Below are 16,949 nucleotides of genomic sequence, written 5' to 3' on the forward strand. Positions count from 1 at the left end.
TGCCCAGCAACCGCAATGAGCCCGCTCAGACAGTATCCTCAGGGAAGAGCCTTTCTCATTTTCGCCAATCCATACCAAATTCATGCTCGATTTTAACTTTGCCGCACCGTGTTTTTGTGCGCGTTAACAAACCAAAGAGAACGGCAGAATGAGGCTGAACATGAACTTCGAGAACGTTAACGCGCATGCACACTTTGTTTGTTATCAAGCACGCACGGTGTATCGGAGATATGAGGCATGCTTAGTAATACAATGTTAGGAAATGGAGAAATAGATTGAATATCGAGCCAGAAAACAAACACTCCTTATCAGAACTAGAAGATTCAGAAATTCTGAGTGAGATCCCGAGCGCCTCTAAGGGCATTACGGTACTGCCCGAGCCGTATCGCGACGTTGATGGATTGATAGTTAAAGCAGATGCAGGGGATTTTACTAAGTGGGTAAAGCTCAATGCTCCAGAAATTGAGATAACCGCTAATGAGGGACATAGTAAGCTGGCGTTGCGCTCTGGAGACTATTGGCTTCCACTAGTATTCTTGGCTAGCGATGTGTCACTACCCTTATACCTTAATATTGTTTCAAATTATTTGTATGAGAAAATGCGAGGGGCTTTGAGGGGTGATCAAGCGCGGGTTCACTTAAGCGCAGTATATGAGGACAGAAAAGAAGGAAAGATTAAGAGGTTTGATTTTGAGGGAGATGTAGAGTCACTAAAGTCGGCGATCAAAAAGTTTGACTTGAATAAATTCATGGGCGAGTGATGTGTTTAATACATCGGAAGCAGAATCTGTCTATCATAATGTGCGACCTCTTATTGTTAAGGCACTTCAAGAAATCGACAAAAAACAATTTCATGAGATAGACCAAGGTTTGTCAGAAGCAGGCGCTATTTTGGCCGCAAGCCAATCTGTTTGTGGTGATGATCTATATCTCAATGATCTATATGTCATAAATGCGCTTTTTGATTTTATAAAATCATATGTGCGTCTGTGGAAAAATATTTTAGGCGAGCGTTTCTCGGAGTCATGGTCTAACCTGCAGGATTGCCTTGACCTATTGAGGGTAATTAAAAAATTCTCAGACGTATCAGTCGAACACTTCGAGAGTCAATTGCTCGCATTAGAGCGGCTTTACCCATATGGTGTATTTTTCAGCATTGGCGCAACAGTTGAATATTTTGAGTGCAGTATCTGCGGGAAGGATATCGACTCTCTTAGTTGTCCTCATGTTAAAGGTGAGCTCTATTCCGGCCTGATGGCTGTTGGAGTGGCTAAGAATATAAGTCAGCTTGACCACGTTGCAATTGTGTCACGACCAGAAGATAAGCGATGTACGGTGCAATATGAGAACGATGGTGAGCATTTCCATGTTGTTCGCTACCTCTCTCGCTTGCTTAATGATGATGCGTTTCCTATTTCTCACTTTAAGGAGCTTGAGTTTTCGAAGGTATGGAACAAGAATCCGGATTTCCAAAAGCAAGGCCGAAATGAAGTGTGTGCATGTGGGAGCGGGAAAAAATTCAAAAAATGTTGCATCGACAAAGAATACATCGAAGGTGATCATGTTGAAATTGTTCCGAAGCCATTTGATCCGACGTTTGCAATTTCCTAACAATCGCAGACACAGGGACAAAATTTCCGCTTCGCTCCAATTTTGCCCGTGCTGCGGGCGTTATGCAGTCAGTCTCACGCCTTGTTGACAAGTGTCACGTGACGCAATACACTTTGTTTCATGATCAAATCCTTCGCTGACAAACGAACTCAAGAACTTTACTCCAAGGGCAAATCAAAGAAATTTCCTGCGGATGTTGCTCCGAGAGCCGCTAGAAAACTCGAATACGTGGATCTGGCGGTGCAGCTGGAGGATTTGAAAGTGCCGCCTGGCAATCGCCTTCACCCTCTGGCGGGAAATAGGCAAGGGCAGCACGCAATTTCAATAAATGATCAGTGGCGTATCTGTTTTCGTTTTGAAGCTGGCGACGCGTATGAAGTCGAAGTGTGTGACTACCACTGAGTGAGGTGATGACTATGGCTATTCCTAATACTGCCGGCATGCAGCGCAAGCCGACTCATCCTGGCGAGATGCTGAGGGAGGATTTCCTTCCGGACTATGGCCTGTCCGTTTCCGGGTTGGCTGAATCTCTGGGGGTTTCTCGCCAGTCAGTTAATGAATTACTGCGCGAACGTCGTGCTGTCAGTCCTGAAATGGCACTCAGGCTTGCCCGTTTGTTTGGTAATTCACCAGAATTCTGGCTGAATGCGCAACGATCTGTTGATCTTTGGACGGCCGCTCAGTCGGTCAAGGATGAAGTGGATCGAATCAAGCCGTTACACGCTGCATAACCATGCCATGTACTGGATGCCAACCCTTGTGGCATGACGGCGGGCGTTATCGTTTCTTTTTTACAGTAATGAGAATGCGGAGCCGGCCCACATACATATTCAACGCGAGAGGATGCTTGCTAAGTGCTGGTTAAAACCAGTAGCCCTATTTCAGTTCCACTGACGTGGTTCCCGTCATTGTCCCAGGCGACAGAATCTCAGCTAAAGGACTGGGAAATACTTGGTGATGGAGAGGGAATTCATTGGCCCCAGTTGGATGAAGACCTGAGTGTGAACGGTATTCTCCTAGGTAACCATGGAAGAAGATAATAAGTCGATAAGCTGCGCCCCTGCGATAGCTTCTTAGTAAACCTACGCGATGAAGATTGTTTGGTCACCGCAAGCCTTTAAACGCGTAAAAACCTACTATCACATAAAAAATACCACTCACACTCAAATTCCGACCGTTCACACATTCCTTGATTGTATCTGGGTAGGGGCTGCGCTAACTTAGCTGGCAATTGATTTGTCCAAGTGAAAGCAGTGCGGTATGCCGATAACCTTCCAATTCAACATAAAAGAAAAGCTGGCCATCTCCGCGATCCTGACGGTGTTGTACTTGATTCCCGCCAGTATCGAATGGGCGCAGTATGAGCAATTCGACCTTGGGATCGTGGCGCGGAGCTTGCCGATTTGGTTAGTGTGCTTCTACGTTGGCCCGTTTTGGTTATTTTACGCACTACAGAAGATAGGATTAGTTGCTCGTTTGTCAGTGGTACCGCAAGGCGTTGCCTTCGTGGCACTGATGTTTGCAGGTGCAACCTTGGTCTATCACCTACACCAGCTGTTTTTTCCTGATTATCAGTTTGCCTGGCCCGAACGGCTGTTGTCGGCATTTTTGTGGGGCGTGTTTATCTTTGCCATGACGCATCTTTACTTGCTCTATGGCCGCTACGTCAACGAAAAGCGCCTGCGCAAAGAAGCGCAATGGGCTGACTTGACGAGTCGGCTGAATCCCCACTTTCTATTCAATTCTCTCAATACCATTTCAGCCTTGATACACCAATCGCCCGACCAAGCAGACGATGTGCTGCATAAGCTGGCCGACATTCTTCGCTATTCCGTTGATCAGCAATCTCGTTCGGTGTCACTTGAGCAAGAACTAGCGGTTTGTCAGACCTACTTAAGCATTGAACAGGCGCGATTTGGCGACAACTTGCAGGTTGATTGGCAGCTTGAGGAAGGTCTAGCCACTGAGAACTACCAAGTGCCGCCCTTATTATTGCAACCGCTCATTGAAAACGTGATGAAACACGTCAAACGTCGGCCTATCCTGCTTCGTATTGGCATTACGAAAGAGCAGAGCCAAGCACAAGAGCAGCTTGTGTTTACGGTAGAGGATAACGGGCAAGGCTTCAAGACCTCGGTACTTGAAGGCAAAAGCAGCCAAGGTCAGGGGTTAAACCTCGTTAATCAGCGCGTCGGGCTTGTTGGCGGTGCGCTTTTACTGACGAATAGCACGCCAAGTCGAAGTCCAAGTAACCAGGCACCGGAACCGGGAGGTGCGGTGTGCACAATAACGCTACCAATCTAAGACTGCGCGTCATTATTGTCGAGGACGAGGCGCCCGCTCGAGCCAAGCTAACCAGTCAGTTAGCGAAGTTGCATGAGGTACAAGTGATCACTGAGTGCTCCACTGCAACTTATGCCATTGAGCAAATAAACGCCCTAAAACCCGATGTGGTGTTGCTTGATATTGAACTTGGTGAGTTGTCTGGTTTTGATGTTCTGGCCGCAATCGAACAGCCGTGTCATGTCATCTTTACCACGGCGTACAATCAATACGCGGTCAAAGCTTTTGAGAAGCAGGCGCTGGATTATTTACTCAAGCCCTTTGATCTCAACCGTTTGCGCCAGGCGCTTGATCGCGCCGTTATCAATAACACGGCAATCTCCGCCGAACCCAGCAAGCCACTGATGGCAAAGGTCGGTGACAAGGTGCACGTGCTGCAAACCAGTGCGATTCACTTTATCAGCACGCAGCAGGGCATGGTGATGGCTAGGTGCGCTGATCGTAGCTACCACCTGAACGCAAACCTAGAGTCGATAGTCAGTGACTTACCCCGTTCGTTTTTACGAGTGCATAGAAACTGCATCGTCAATACCGATCATGTTAGCCAATTGGAGAAATGGCAAAGCGGTGCCATGTTGCTGCGATTCGACGACATCCCCGACAGTGTTACCACCAGTCGCCGCGGTGCACTCGCACTTAAAAACTACCTGAACCTTTAGATCAAAGGAAAGCCAATGAACAAGTTATGGTTACTGCTCGCATTTTTATTAGCCAAACCGGCGGTTGCCGAAAGCTTTGTGCTAGAGAACGTCTTACTACCCGACTTCGAACAGCGTCAGTTATTACCGGTAAGCGTTGAAGTTGAAAACGGTCTGATCAAGCAGGTGGTAGCGGCTAGTCAGGAATTAACCCATGACGATGTTCGTGATGGGCAAGGGCAAGTCATTATGCCGGCCTTCATCGACATGCACTCGCATAGCATGGGCAATTCTTCACTGGATCGCAGCGATTATCAGTACATTGGCATCCGTGGTACCGCCAATGCCATGTTATATGCGGGCGTGCACGGTTGGCTTGATTTATACAGCGTGGAAGAGGACATACTAGGTTACCGCAATGCCAAGCACCATGAGGCGAGAGACGAAGCCCAGGTGTTTGCCGCCGGTCCATGCTTTACCGTGCCAACGGGTCATTGTGATTTTGGTGATACCCGCCTCATTAGCACACCCGACGAAGCGGTAGCTGAACTGCGTGATTTAAGTCAGTATGAGCCGGACGTCGCAAAGATTGTTTATGACACCGCAGGCCGAGCACCTACCGTTGATATTGCAACGCTTACAGCCTTTTTAAACGAGGCGCAGCGTTTGGGTATTAAATCCGTGGTACATGTTGGTTCTTGGGACAATCTGCGCACAGCAACGGAGCTGGGCGCTAATGCCGTAACGCATCTGCCTTGGACACCAATGCCTGAAGATCTTCCGGCACTCATGCAAGCGCAGCAAACAGCGTTCATTCCCACGGTGTCGGTCATAAATGAAGCGCTACTGCTGCATGAGCCCACACCGGAAGCATTAGCAGAGTCCGTGCTGGCGATTCCAATGGCCGACGCGTTGGTGAAACAAAAGCTGTTAGAGGATTACCCGGTAACAGCCGAGCACCCGCGTATGTACGAGTGGTTGGCTGGGTTAAAAGACGACAAGGTTTTGGATAATCGCCGCGAGGCCATCACCAAGCTAAATGCCGCGGGCGTTACTATCTTAGTGGGTTCAGACGCTGGCAACCTCGCCGTGTACCAAGGCATTGGCTTTCACCGCGAAATGTACTTTCTGCAAGCGCAGGGCATGACACCCTGGGATATTCTCCACGCAGGCACCCACGGCGCTTATGAATTTCTCGAGTTAGAGTGGGGCATCAGTGTCGGACAACCCGCTCACTTCACCCTGCATAACCCAGCCATATTTGAAGATGTCAGCCACACCACCGACGTCAGTACTGTCTACCTGCACGGCCGCGAAGTAGAGCGCGAGCCCCTGCTAGACTTCGCCAAACCCGGCTGGTTCCAGTACATGAAGCTCTTCTTCGGCTTCGAAGTATAAGCCAACGAATTCTACTAAAACGAAACGAGCAGGTCAAAACTTGCTCGTTTCCTCCCAATCAAGTAATCTCAAAATTAGTTAAAAAACGAACGCCAATGGATGTATGGCAATTCGAATGATTTGAGCCCGCTCAGCTAGTTTCCTCAAGGAAGAGCCCACCTCATTGTTTTTTTCGTTAGATTGATTGCCTGTTTTGATCGCGCGCAGCTGGGCGGCACCGCTTATTCTTCGTCTCGCTATAATCAATTTTAAAGGGGGTTGGCGGTATTTCGGCGGGATAACAAGCAAGTTAAACAAAAGCAAAGCGTGCATGCCGATGTATCAGAGATATGAGGCATGCTTAGTATTCAAATGTTATGTAAATCGTCGGGTTTGTGGTTTTATGGTTGCTATAGCTGAGCCAAGTGGCAGCTGGTAAAGCCTGCCAGTGTTCCCGGTGCAGTCTACGGCTTGTGAAGTAATCGAAGGCTTTGGGAGGTTTTGGCGTTGAGGGCTTCGGTTCTGGTCCAGCGGTTGAGTTTGTTTGGTCACATTGTTCTTGGTGCTGTCGGTTGGCACATCAGGTTTGGAGAATTACGAAATGGTTGGCGTGGGGCAGCTTGAAACAGGGAAAGTGCCGGTGGTTTGTTTTTCCGTTCTTTTCCTCTATTTATAGGGCCTTGTGTGGAATTGAATTTCCATAACAAGGTGTTCAAGTTCGTTCGCTTTGCTCACTGGGACCTTCGCAGCTGCGCTGCTTCGGCCCCTTAACACGGCGTTAACTGTCTCTATCTATGAAAGTCGTAACTTGGAACTGTAATGGGGCACTCAGACGAAAGCTTGCAGAAGCAGATAGCTTGCGAGCTGATGTCTTGGTGGTTCAGGAATGTGAAGATCCTGCGCTGTCGACCCCCGAATATAGAGAGTGGGCCGGTTCTTACCTGTGGGTGGGCGAGTCAAAAAGTCGCGGCATCGGCATTTTTCCGAGAAACGGTCATCGAGTCGAAAAGTTAAATTGGAGTGGCAGCTTTTCCGTCCCTGGGCTTTTCAGCAAAAGTGAAACACTGAACTGGAGCACGGAAGATCTCAGGCTTTTTCTCCCTTTCACTATCAATAGAGATTTCATCGTGCTGGCCGTCTGGACGAAGGGGAGCAATGAAGAAGCATTTGGCTACATTGGGCAATTCTGGAAGTACCTTCAGATTCACCGTGACGATCTTAGCGGGCCAAAGACAGTCATTCTCGGAGATTTTAATAGCAATGTGCGCTGGGATAAGCCGGACCGCTGGTGGAATCACTCGGACGTAATTGCCGAGCTTAGTGAGATGGGGTTCAAGAGCCAGTATCATCGAGTCTTCGAGGAAGAACAGGGCAATGAGACCAGCCCGACATTCTTCTTGCAGCGGAACCGCGAGAAGGCCTATCACATTGACTACGTTTTCACCTCGTCAGACGTTGCCGAAGAATGTAATTTGCAGGTCGGTCAGCACGACGAGTGGATTTCAATAAGTGACCACGTACCGCTGACGTTGAGCATCAACAGTTAACACCTATGAGCCTTCGTCCTGTCAATAGGCATTAGTTTTTTATTGGCCGCCGTGTGAGCGGCCAATACCAAATCTCTGAGCCAGTGAGCCTGCTTCGTCTGTCATCGTTGGCTGTTGGTGGCTTACAGCAAACACCTATTGAGGCTCACTTAATGTGGTGGTTTACCACGGCCAAGCCGGATTGCTCCTTGCAGGTTGGCTTGGGGCACTAGACATTCATCGGTTAACCAGCATCTGTCCTATTCAAAAAGCGGGTTACTTTTCGGTCCCAGTTAGTTTCAGGCTCAGCGCCGATGTAAGCACACTCGCTCAGGGTTTTTGTGCACGCCAGCAGGATGGATAATCAAAGCGACGGGCTTCGTAGTGGGTGTAGAAATTCGGTTTAAGGGTTGCATACCCAGTCAGCAGACACCGGTTTTCAGTACACTCCGTTATGATCCAGTTAGACGTTGGTCATCATCCTGCTGCGTGACTAACTCGTTAAGAAGCGTTTTTCATCGAATATTTTCATGTTTTTTAACATGAAATAGACGGCACGGCCTAGCTTGTGAGCTAAAGCCGACAAGGCCTTGGCTTTGCTCAAAGCGCTGCTGCCGAACAAGATTTCCGCTGCGCGCCAAACTAGCAGCAAATGAGGGCGTGACTCCCTATGTCAACTCTGTAAATAGTTGTTCGCTAATCGATGAACTTTTGAAGTAAACGAATTCTTCGCTAACGACAAACCCCGTCACCACCCTGCGCTAAACTAAACCAAACTTACAAAGCCCGACTTTAACGAACATCAACACCTAAAACTTCGGAACTTTGTGGTATCTTTTAGCGAGTGAATTACAAACCTAAAAAGTGCTCAAAACGGACTCAAGCAGGGATATAAAAATGACAAGTACTCAACAGCGGGCGGCGCTTCAGCGCCAAATTTGGCAGATTGCCAACGACGTTCGTGGCTCAGTGGACGGCTGGGATTTTAAGCAGTACGTACTTGGTACCTTGTTCTATCGGTTTATCAGCGAGAATTTTGCGAGCTACATTGAAGCGGGTGATGAGAGCATTAATTATGCGTCGCTCGATGACTCGGTGATCACCGCTGAAATTAAAGACGACGCGATCAAAACCAAAGGCTACTTCATTTACCCCAGCCAGCTATTTGCGAATGTCGCTAAAACGGCGAACAGCAACGAGAGCCTGAACACTGACCTCGCGCGCATTTTTGGTGAAATTGAAAACTCGGCCAATGGTTACGCCTCCGAGCAGGACATCAAAGGCCTATTCGCTGATTTCGATACTACCAGCAACCGCTTGGGCAACACCGTAAAAGATAAAAACCAACGCTTAGCCGCGGTATTAAAAGGGGTAGCAGGTTTAGATTTTGGAAACTTCGAAGACAACCAAATCGACTTATTTGGCGACGCATACGAGTTTTTGATTTCAAATTACGCTGCCAATGCGGGTAAGTCGGGTGGCGAGTTCTTTACGCCGCAGCATGTGTCGAAGCTCATTGCATTGCTTGCCATTCACGGGCAAGAGAGCATTAATAAAATTTATGACCCGGCAGCGGGTTCGGGCTCTTTGCTCATGCAAGCGAGAAAGCACATCGACGTGCATCGCATCGAGGACGGTTACTTCGGGCAGGAGATTAACCACACCACCTACAACCTTGCGCGTATGAACATGTTTCTGCACAACATTAACTACGACAAGTTCAATATTCAACTGGGCAATACGCTAACCGAGCCGCATTTTAAAGACGAAAAACCTTTTGATGCCATTGTGTCCAACCCGCCTTATTCGGTGAGATGGATTGGCAGTGACGATCCCACCTTAATCAACGATGAACGTTTCGCACCTGCGGGCGTGCTGGCGCCAAAATCGAAGGCGGATTTCGCCTTTGTGTTGCACGCACTCAGTTACCTTTCAAGCAAAGGCCGTGCAGCCATTGTTTGTTTCCCCGGTATTTTCTATCGCGGCGGTGCCGAGCAGAAAATCCGTAAGTATCTCGTGGATAACAACTACGTCGATACCGTGATTTCATTAGCGCCAAACTTGTTCTTTGGTACCACGATTGCCGTGAATATTTTGGTGCTTTCCAAGCATAAGCAAGACACCACCACGCAGTTTATTGACGCGAGTAATTTGTTCAAGAAAGAAACCAATAACAACATACTGACCGATGAACACATTGAACAGATCATGAAAGTGTTTGAAAGCAAAGAGGATGCTGAGCACTTCGCGAAATCAGTGTCCTTCGAGCAGGTGGCAGAGAACGACTATAACCTATCCGTCAGCAGCTATGTCGAAGCCAAAGACACCCGCGAAATAATCGACATTACCGAACTCAACACCGAGCTGAAAACCACCGTTGCCAAGATTGACCAGCTGCGCGCGGATATTGATGCGATTGTGGCGGAGATTGAGGGAACGGATTCAACCAACATAAGCACCGCAGGAGGCGAACTTAGATGAGTAAAAGCAAAGATATTGCCGCACTCAACACGGACGCAAAAATCAAAACCGTCGAATTCGACGGGATTAAATGTGTGGGAGTCAGGGATGAGTGACTTTAGCTTTATGGAACGGTTGTTGGATGGGGTTGGGGTGGAGTGGAAGCCATTTGGAGATATCGGTGAATTTATTCGTGGTAACGGTCTACAGAAAAAGGATTTCATCGAGAATGGGTTTCCAGCCGTGCATTACGGCCAAATATACACAAAGTATGGATTGTTCGCAGAAAAGACGTTCACTTTTGTCTCGGAAGAGTTAGCGACTAAGTTACGAAAAGCCAGACAGAATGACTTGTTATTGGCGACCACATCAGAAAATGATGAAGATGTTGTTAAGCCGCTGGCTTGGCTTGGTGGCAACGTGGCCATTTCTGGAGATATGATGCTGTTCAGGCACGAGCAAAATGTAAAATATCTAGCGTACTTCATTCAGACGGCTATGTTCCAGAACGAGAAGCGAAAGTACATTAGTGGCGCAAAAGTGCGTCGAGTATCAAGTAGCGATTTGGCAAAAATCGCGGTCCCAATCCCATGCCCTGAAAACCCAGAAAAGTCGCTACAAATCCAAGCGGAAATCGTCCGAATTTTGGACGCATTTACCTCCCTTACCGCCGAGCTTACCGCCGAGCTTAACGCACGCAAAAAACAATACAACTACTACCGCGATAAATTGCTCAGCTTTGAAGACGGCGAGGTGGAGTGGAAGCCTTTGGGGAAATTAGCTGAAAACCTTAACTCAAAAAGAAAACCAATCACGAGCGGGCTGCGAGTTGCTGGTGATATTCCGTATTATGGTGCCTCGGGTATTGTCGACTATGTTCAGGACTATATTTTTGACGAAGACTTATTGTTAATTTCGGAGGACGGAGCAAACTTATTAGCCCGCAACACTCCTATTGCTTTCAGCATTAGCGGTAAAACGTGGGTAAATAATCATGCTCATGTACTTAAGTTTGAAACTTATGCAGAGCGCAGATACGTTGAGTATTACTTAAACAGCATCGATCTGACTCCATTTATTTCCGGTGCGGCTCAGCCGAAGCTGAACAAAAAAAACTTGGAAGCTATTCCCGTTCCAAGCCCATCTCTAAGAGAAAAAGAGAAGATAGTAGCAATACTCGATAAATTCGATGCCCTAACCAACTCCATCACCGAGGGCCTCCCGCGCGAAATTGAGTTACGACAAAAGCAGTACGAGTATTACCGTGATTTGCTGCTAAGCTTTCCAAAGCCAGACGAGCAGGTGGCTTGATATGTGTATGTCGCAACGTAAAGTAACCCGATTACACGTTGTTTACCGAGCGACTGAGACACCTCGGCTCAAAGAAATCCAGTTGCCAACCACAACTTATAAGAATTTCTTAGGAGCTCAAATCGTTAATCGATTGATTCATATTCAGCGAAGTATCTCAGACAACTACCGAGGATTCCTAGGTAGTTCAAAGTTTAACCAAAAAAGGAAAAGGAATTTCCGATGACCAACAATAGTGAGATTTACCAATTTACAGACGGTAAGTTAGGGCGATATTCAGTATGTGCAAAATTCGCACACACTGGCGAGTCTCGTATTACGAATGCAACCAATATGCAAAAGATGCATATTGCTCTGTGTCTGCCGGAGGTAACCCATGACTAATAAGCTAAGCGTCAAAGACCAAACCTCTGAATTTCTACTGTACACAGCACCCAATGGTGACGTTAAAGTAGAGGTGCTGCTGAGCGATGAAACCATTTGGCTCACGCAGAAGCGCATGGCTGAGTTGTTTGGTGTCGGGGTTCCTGCAATATCGAAGCACCTTGAAAACATTTATGAATCAGGTGAGCTGCAGCGTGAGGCAACTATTTCCATTTTGGAAACAGTTCAACAAGAGGGAAGTCGAGAGGTTAAGCGCAAGCTTGAATACTACAACCTCGACGCCGTGATATCCGTCGGTTACCGCGTTAACTCAACACAAGCCACGCAGTTTCGTATTTGGGCCACTCAACTGATCAAAGAATACATCATCAAGGGCTTTGCCATGGATGATGAGCGCCTGAAAAATGGTCAGTATTTTGGTAAAGATTACTTCAAAGAACTCCTCGAACGCGTTCGTTCCATTCGCGCCAGTGAACGACGCATTTATCAGCAAATAACCGACATTTTTGCTGAGTGCAGTATCGACTACGACCCAAAATCAGAAACCACACGCCAGTTCTACGCCCATGTGCAGGATAAATTCCATTACGCTATTACAGGACATACCTCTGCTGAAATTATTAGCCTGAAAGCGGATGCAAGTAAGCCGCTTATGGGAATGACAACTTATAAGAATGCCCCCAAAGGTCGCGTGCTGAAATCGGATACGGTTATCGCTAAGAACTACTTATCAGAAACGGAAATTAAACAGCTAGAACGCACGGTATCGTCGTTTTTTGATTACATTGAGGGCATTATTGAACGGCGCAATACCTTTACCATGGAAGCCTTTGCCGCCAGTGTGGATAAGTTCTTGGCCTTTAACGAATATCAGATACTGGAAGGTTATGGCAGCGTGTCGCGAGCAATTGCTAAGCAGAAGGCCTACCAAGAATACGAACAGTTTAATAAGTGGCAGAAAATTGAGTCAGATTTCGACCGCGAAGTGAAAAAGCTGCTGCAGAAAAAGGATACAAAGGAATGACGACGTATAAACCCATAGCCGAGTCAAAACACTTTATCGTATTAGATAAGTACACCAAGCAATATGAAGTTGCTGAAAGCTACCAAAGCGAGAGTGATTTAGAGCGCGAGCTGATTCAAGATTTGGTGAATCAGGGCTATGAGTTTGTGCATGGCTTGAATAATCCGGTGGCCATGTTGGCGAATGTTCGTGAGCAGCTGCAAACGCTCAATAAGGTGACTTTTAACGAAGGCGAATGGTTACGTTTTGTTGAAACCTACCTCGATAAGCCAAGCGACAACATTACTGACAAGACACGCAAAATTCACGACGATTATATTTTTGATTTCGTTTTCGACGACGGCCGTATTCAAAACATTTATTTGGTGGATAAAAAGAACATTGCACGCAACAAAGTGCAGGTGATTAAACAGTTTGAGCAAACTGGCTCCCATGCCAACCGTTATGACGTGACCATTTTGGTCAATGGCCTACCGCTGGTGCAAATTGAGCTAAAAAAACGCGGTGTAGCCATTCGTGAAGCCTTTAATCAGGTTCACAGATACAGCAAAGAAAGCTTCAACGCCGAGGGCTCGCTGTTCAAATATTTACAGTTGTTTGTGATTAGCAATGGCAGCGATACCCGCTACTTTGCCAACACCGTTAAGCGAGACAAAAACAGCTTCGATTTCACCATGAACTGGGCGCGCTCTGATAACAGCCGCATACTAGACTTAAAAGACTTCACCGCCACCTTCTTTCAAAAAGACACCTTGCTGAAAGTGATTTTGCAATTTTCGGTGTTTGATACCAGCGATACACTGCTTGTTATGCGCCCTTACCAAATTGCCGCGACAGAGCGTATTTTGTGGAAAATCAAAAGCTCATTTCAGGCGAAGACATGGAGCTCTAGCGACGCCGGTGGGTATATTTGGCATACCACGGGCTCGGGGAAAACATTAACCAGCTTTAAAGCCGCACGACTCGCCACCGAGCTTGAGTTCATCGATAAAGTGTTCTTCGTGGTAGACCGTAAAGATCTCGATTACCAAACCATGAAAGAATATCAGCGCTTCTCGCCAGACAGTGTAAATGGCTCAGACAGCACCGCGGGCCTGAAGCGAAACCTGTCGACGGACGACAACAAGATTATTGTCACTACCATTCAGAAGTTGAACAACCTGATGAAAACCGAACGCGACTTGCCGATTTATCGCCAGCATGTGGTGTTTATTTTTGACGAGTGTCACCGCAGCCAATTTGGTGAAGCGCAGAAAAACTTGCAGAAGAAGTTTAAGCGCTACTACCAGTTTGGCTTTACCGGTACGCCCATATTTCCGCAGAACGCGCTCGGCGCAGAAACCACCGCCAGCGTGTTTGGCCGTGAGCTGCATTCGTATGTAATCACCGATGCGATTCGTGATGAAAAAGTACTCAAGTTCAAAGTGGACTATAACGATGTCCGCCCGCAGTTTCGCGAAATTGAAACCGAGCAGGACGAGAAGAAGCTAAGCGCCGCTGAAAACAAACAAGCCTTGCTTCACCCCGAGCGTATTCGGGAAATTACCCAGTATATTTTGAAGCACTATCGTCAGAAGACTCATCGTATGCAAGCAGGCGGGCAGGGTTTCAATGCCATGTTTGCCGTGAGCAGTGTAGATGCCGCGAAGGCGTATTACCAAGCCTTTAAAGAGCTTCAGCAAGGCAGCGATCGGCCGCTTCGTGTTGCGACTATTTTTTCTTTTGCGGCGAACGAAGAGCAGGACGCCATTGGCGAAATCCCTGATGAGAGCTTTGAAGTGTCGGCCATGAACAGCAGCGCTAAAGAGTTCCTAAATGCTGCAATTGCTGATTACAACGCTATGTTCAAATCCAACCATGGCGTTGATAGTAACGGCTTTCAAAACTACTATCGCGATTTAGCGCAGCGGGTTCGAAATCAAGATATAGACCTGTTGATCGTGGTTGGCATGTTCCTTACTGGATTTGACGCGCCAACATTGAACACGCTGTTTGTGGATAAGAACCTACGTTACCACGGCCTGATTCAAGCTTACTCACGCACCAACCGTATTTATGATGCCACCAAAACCTTCGGCAATATTGTGACCTTCCGCGATTTAGAGAAAGCGACGGTTGATGCCATCACGTTGTTTGGTGATAAGAACACCAAGAACGTGGTGCTCGAGAAGAGCTACAAAGAATACATGGAAGGTTTTACTGATTTAGTCACCGGGCAAGCGCGGCGCGGCTATATGGAAGTGGTGTCGGAATTAGAACAGCGCTTCCCAAACCCTGATGAAATTGAACTCGAGAAAGACAAGAAAGACTTCGCCAAGTTATTCGGCGAGTACTTACGGGTTGAAAACATTCTGCAAAACTACGATGAATTTGCCAGCTTAAAGGCGTTGCAGACCATTGATACGAGCGATGCAGAAGCTGTTGAAGCGTTCAAGATTGAACACCATTTAAGCGACGATGATATTGCGACGTTACAAACCATTCGCATACCACCTGAGCGCAAGGTACAGGACTATCGCTCAACTTATAACGATATTCGCGATTGGATATGCAGAGAAAAGGCGGCCGAGAATCAGGCCCAGTCAACCATTGACTGGGACGATATTGAGTTCGAGGTTGACCTGTTGAAATCGCAAGAGATTAACCTCGATTACATTCTTGAGTTGATCTTCGAACAGAACAAGAACAATAAAAATAAGAGCGATTTAATCGACGAAGTGCGCCGTTTGCTCCGTGCCAGCCTCGGTAATCGTGCCAAAGAAAGCTTAGTGGTGAAGTTCATTAACCAAGCCAACTTAGATGCCATTCCTGACAAATCGGACATTATCGATGACTTCTACAAATTTGCGCAGGCAGAACGGAATCGCGAAGCGGCAGAATTAATTCGCACAGAGAACCTCAACGAAAACGAAGCCAAGCGCTACATTGCAGCTTCACTGCGCCGCGAATACGCCAGTGAAAACGGCACCGAACTCAATGCCACACTACCCAAACTCAGCCCCCTTAATCCAGAATACAGAACCAAAAAGCAGTCCGTATTCCAAAAGATCTCAGCCTTCGTAGAGAAGTTTAAAGGGGTTGGGGGGCAGTTGTGAGTTAGTTTTTCATATCTTCCGCTTGGCGCTGCACACAGCTCGTAAGTGCTGCACCGCAGCACAGAGAGCCCCAGCAACCGCGCAAGTACGCTTTGTTTGTTATCGCGCACGCACGGTGTATCGGGGATACGAGGCGTGCTTAGTAATACAATGTTATGATTACCAAGGAGTATAAATTGGTAGAAGTATATAAAAATGGTGATCTGCATGTATGGATTCCTGTTGCAGCAGAAACCGACAAATACCCAGCAAGAGCGTTTTTACCAATTAATGGGCTAAATGAAGCCTATCTTCATGGCTATAAGGCGGAGATTTCTGAGTCTAAGTACCTTGAGGCTCTTTGTGATATTCAAAATTCATTTTTATCGAACGAAAGTAAAGTTTTCACTGTTAATGGTGGGAAGAAAGAAGAGCGACAATACAAAGCTAAGTGGCGTCACGGTAGGCAAAAAAATTCACCGCTCCTGGGGCCAACAAAAGGCTGGGTGAAAGTTAACTTGGCTGACGTTGAAAGAATTGATGATGCTGTTCTCGCAAAGTCTTTAGATAATTCAGACAGTAAATATAGTGAACTTGAGAGCTCAATATTAGATCCGATTTTATGTGGTAGTGATGCAGAGCTGGCGGAGCAGGCACAGCAGATAATAAACTCTATTGGAGATAAAATTCCCATGGGGCAAGTTACTCCAAAAAAATCATCTGCTAGCCAAGAAGTATTTTTACGAGATGCAGCAGTTGTAGCCTATGTATTAAATAAAGCAGGTGGTGTGTGCGAGTGTTGCAATGAAGGCGCCCCATTCCTCAAAAAAAATGAAGAGCCATTTTTAGAAGTCCATCACGTAAAACACCTAGCGGATGGAGGGAGCGATACGATTCAAAACACGATCGCGGTTTGTCCAAATTGTCATCGGGAGCTTCACTATGGAGCTGGCCAGCAGGCATTGATAGAAAAGCTGTATTCAAATATAGAGAGATTAATCTGCGAGTAAATCATAACAAGGTGCTGCTAGGGACAAACCTACGCTGCGCTTCGGTTTGCCCCAGAGCACAGCGTTAGCTTACCAATAAAGCTCATTACTCTAACTCTAGATCTCGGGTGATATATTAAATTACAAATGATTTTCAGGTAGTTGTGATTGACCGAGTACAGCTACAACCAAAATGAAGCCGTCTTCTTTTG

At 47.0% G+C, this 16,949-nt stretch carries 16 protein-coding genes and 1 pseudogene; 16 read left to right on the forward strand and 1 reads right to left on the reverse strand.

The features are described from left to right. The first annotated feature begins 275 nt into the window (after window positions 1-275). The 10 genes from DQW12_RS11420 (at window position 276) to DQW12_RS11465 (ending at window position 7,516) form a co-directional block, all read left to right on the forward strand. Window positions 276-761, forward strand: coding sequence for a hypothetical protein (locus DQW12_RS11420; RefSeq protein WP_113907998.1), 486 nt, complete (start codon window positions 276-278; stop codon window positions 759-761). Between the two features lies 1 nt (window position 762). After that, window positions 763-1,611 carry an SEC-C metal-binding domain-containing protein gene (locus DQW12_RS11425; RefSeq protein ID WP_113907999.1) on the forward strand — a complete coding sequence of 283 codons (849 nt, stop codon included), beginning with the start codon at window positions 763-765 and terminating at the stop codon, window positions 1,609-1,611. 120 nt (window positions 1,612-1,731) lie between these two features. Continuing rightward, window positions 1,732-2,013 carry a type II toxin-antitoxin system RelE/ParE family toxin gene (locus DQW12_RS13785; RefSeq protein ID WP_113908000.1) on the forward strand — a complete coding sequence of 94 codons (282 nt, stop codon included), beginning with the start codon at window positions 1,732-1,734 and terminating at the stop codon, window positions 2,011-2,013. A gap of 14 nt (window positions 2,014-2,027) precedes the next feature. Further along, complete coding sequence (locus tag DQW12_RS11435) at window positions 2,028-2,342, forward strand: HigA family addiction module antitoxin (protein WP_113908019.1); 315 nt, start codon at window positions 2,028-2,030, stop codon at window positions 2,340-2,342. Window positions 2,343-2,439: 97 nt separating this feature from the next. Continuing rightward, window positions 2,440-2,505, forward strand: a complete 66-nt coding sequence (locus DQW12_RS13645; protein ID WP_232819965.1) for a hypothetical protein — start codon at window positions 2,440-2,442, stop codon at window positions 2,503-2,505. Next, a complete protein-coding gene (locus DQW12_RS11445; RefSeq protein WP_269800933.1) occupies window positions 2,502-2,651 on the forward strand; it encodes a DUF2442 domain-containing protein in 150 nt (49 codons plus the stop codon). The genes DQW12_RS13645 and DQW12_RS11445 overlap by 4 nt, the downstream gene beginning before the upstream one ends. A 220-nt stretch (window positions 2,652-2,871) precedes the next feature. Further along, window positions 2,872-3,915: a sensor histidine kinase gene (locus DQW12_RS11450; RefSeq protein WP_113908002.1), complete on the forward strand. Its 1,044-nt coding sequence runs from the start codon at window positions 2,872-2,874 to the stop codon at window positions 3,913-3,915. Continuing rightward, entirely contained in the window at window positions 3,891-4,613 is a 723-nt protein-coding gene (locus DQW12_RS11455; RefSeq protein ID WP_113908003.1) for a LytR/AlgR family response regulator transcription factor, read from the forward strand. The genes DQW12_RS11450 and DQW12_RS11455 overlap by 25 nt, the downstream gene beginning before the upstream one ends. A gap of 15 nt (window positions 4,614-4,628) precedes the next feature. Further along, a complete protein-coding gene (locus DQW12_RS11460; RefSeq protein ID WP_113908004.1) occupies window positions 4,629-5,990 on the forward strand; it encodes an amidohydrolase family protein in 1,362 nt (453 codons plus the stop codon). A gap of 773 nt (window positions 5,991-6,763) precedes the next feature. Continuing rightward, entirely contained in the window at window positions 6,764-7,516 is a 753-nt protein-coding gene (locus DQW12_RS11465; protein WP_113908005.1) for an endonuclease/exonuclease/phosphatase family protein, read from the forward strand. Between the two features lie 472 nt (window positions 7,517-7,988). On the opposite strand, the pseudogene DQW12_RS11470 reads toward DQW12_RS11465, so the two are convergent. Beyond that, a pseudogene (locus DQW12_RS11470) lies at window positions 7,989-8,099 on the reverse strand (IS110 family transposase); the annotation flags it as partial. Between the two features lie 293 nt (window positions 8,100-8,392). Here DQW12_RS11470 and DQW12_RS11475 point away from each other — a divergent pair. From DQW12_RS11475 to DQW12_RS13580, 6 genes are all read left to right on the forward strand, one after another. Continuing rightward, window positions 8,393-9,976 carry a type I restriction-modification system subunit M gene (locus DQW12_RS11475; RefSeq protein WP_113908006.1) on the forward strand — a complete coding sequence of 528 codons (1,584 nt, stop codon included), beginning with the start codon at window positions 8,393-8,395 and terminating at the stop codon, window positions 9,974-9,976. Between the two features lie 87 nt (window positions 9,977-10,063). Then, complete coding sequence (locus tag DQW12_RS11480) at window positions 10,064-11,266, forward strand: restriction endonuclease subunit S (protein WP_113908007.1); 1,203 nt, start codon at window positions 10,064-10,066, stop codon at window positions 11,264-11,266. A gap of 222 nt (window positions 11,267-11,488) precedes the next feature. Beyond that, window positions 11,489-11,650 (forward strand): hypothetical protein, encoded by a 162-nt coding sequence (locus DQW12_RS13490; RefSeq protein WP_157957917.1) that lies wholly within the window; start codon window positions 11,489-11,491, stop codon window positions 11,648-11,650. Next, window positions 11,643-12,674, forward strand: a complete 1,032-nt coding sequence (locus tag DQW12_RS11485) for a virulence RhuM family protein (protein WP_113908008.1) — start codon at window positions 11,643-11,645, stop codon at window positions 12,672-12,674. Before DQW12_RS13490 ends, DQW12_RS11485 begins: the two co-directional genes overlap by 8 nt. Beyond that, a complete protein-coding gene (locus tag DQW12_RS11490) occupies window positions 12,671-15,769 on the forward strand; it encodes an HsdR family type I site-specific deoxyribonuclease (RefSeq protein ID WP_113908009.1) in 3,099 nt (1,032 codons plus the stop codon). Before DQW12_RS11485 ends, DQW12_RS11490 begins: the two co-directional genes overlap by 4 nt. A gap of 176 nt (window positions 15,770-15,945) precedes the next feature. After that, complete coding sequence (locus DQW12_RS13580) at window positions 15,946-16,758, forward strand: HNH endonuclease (protein ID WP_198683955.1); 813 nt, start codon at window positions 15,946-15,948, stop codon at window positions 16,756-16,758. The last annotated feature ends 191 nt before the right edge of the window (window positions 16,759-16,949 follow it).

This window comes from Aliidiomarina celeris (genome assembly GCF_003316875.1).
Classification (GTDB): Bacteria; Pseudomonadota; Gammaproteobacteria; order Enterobacterales; family Alteromonadaceae; genus Aliidiomarina; species Aliidiomarina celeris.